Annotated in this window: 1 protein-coding gene; it reads right to left on the reverse strand. The window is 61.9% G+C overall.

Features of this window, described 5'->3' with window-relative positions; genetic code table 11:
- Positions 1-496: 496 nt before the first annotated feature.
- Positions 497-1177: a Rep protein gene (locus GJ630_RS19340; protein ID WP_191450774.1), complete on the reverse strand. Its 681-nt coding sequence runs from the start codon at positions 1175-1177 to the stop codon at positions 497-499.
- Between the last annotated feature and the right edge of the window lie 344 nt (positions 1178-1521).

Genomic DNA, 1521 nt, shown 5'->3' on the forward strand with positions numbered 1-1521 from the left:
TCCAGAGCATCTAGATTTATACCTCTGAATCGTCTCAGGACTAGATGACCTAACATCAGGTCGGTTCTCGGCCGCTGGTACGGCCGGGTCATCCAGCCCCGGTGGGTCGGGGCTTATCACGGTTTAACTGGCTTTGAGATACGTCTCTCGGAGACCGACTTAACTGTAATGCCCTTACGTCGCCCTGTGCGACCCGCTGGCGACGCGGGGCTGCTCGGACCCGCAGGGGGCCTCTCGCAGCCACCGACGCGCACAGCGTGACGCTGGCCGCCTCTAACGACGACTGTACTGACCGAAAGGCACTGTGGCTGGCATGGTCGGAGGGTGTCAAACGCCGCCACCCTACTTCCGCAGTACAGGGCCTGTACTGTCCAGCGCGGAGTTAGACTGTGGGAGCCGAGACCTGCCGCCGCTACGGTCTGCCGCAGCCGGCTCCGCGAGTTGTCGCTCGCTCCGCTCGCTCTGCTCGGCGTGCGCCGGTTCCGGCCTTCCTCGCTCAGTCAGGTGGGTCGAGACCGGGCACGCCGTCCTCGACGCGCTGGCGATACAGGTCGGTCGATGTCACCGCCCGACGGAGCGGACCATCACCGGATACCTTCGAGACCTCGTGGTCGTCCATCAGCAGGTCCCAGTCCTCTTCAGGTTCGTCGTGAGAGCCACGGACAGCCAGGTCTATATCCTGACTACTGCCGTACCTTCTCGCGCCGTCAGGCAGGTCGTGAAGTGCGCCCTTCGTCAGGTACTTCGTGACGTACTTCGCGGCATTCCTCGCATTCACTCGCCGGATGTCCACGACCTCGCCCAAGCCGACGCGCTGGGCGGTCTTCGACAACATGGCTTGAGGCAGATAGCGGTCTACCAGCAGGTGCAGGTGCGGGTTATCGCTCTCACCTTCTTCACGAATCCACACGAACGACATTCCGGGGTACTGGTCCTTTATCTCGGTTCTCAGGGCATTCCAGCGCTCGGTCAGGTACTGGTGCTGTTCATCCTGACCGTCCGGCGCGATCTCCTCGTCGAGCGTGATGGTCAGAAGTCTCCGCAGCTCGGGGCGCTCCTCGATGAGTCTATCCAGCTCCTCGATGAGGTTACAGCGCATTCGATGGGCGCAGCAGTAGCAATCCCACGAATTGCACCGGAACGGCGCGATTTCGCCGCTCTCAGACTCTAACTCCATGTTCCGGTATATCTCCCGGCAATCGTACCGACCAGAGCCGTCGTCACTGTCGCCAGTTTTCGTCAAATCTAGGTGGTCACCTAACTCGCTTTGCTCGGTCTGGCACGATACAGACTCTCTTGAGATGTTCTTACCGTCGTCAAGTGAAGGGCCGCCACCGCTCACCGCGACCGCCTCCGCAGGGGAAGGTCCTCCCTCCGGTCGTCCCGTGCGGCCCTTCCGGTCCTCGACCCCGCAGGGGGGCCTCGGTCCGGGTGGCCTTGTGGCGACTGTCGAGCTTCTGGTAGGTTCTCACCACAACACTGTACTAGTGGGTTCCGTATAGAAGCGGCTTCCAGAGCATC

It is taken from the genome of Haloarcula sp. CBA1122, assembly GCF_009741785.1.
Classification (GTDB): domain Archaea; phylum Halobacteriota; class Halobacteria; order Halobacteriales; family Haloarculaceae; genus Haloarcula; species Haloarcula hispanica.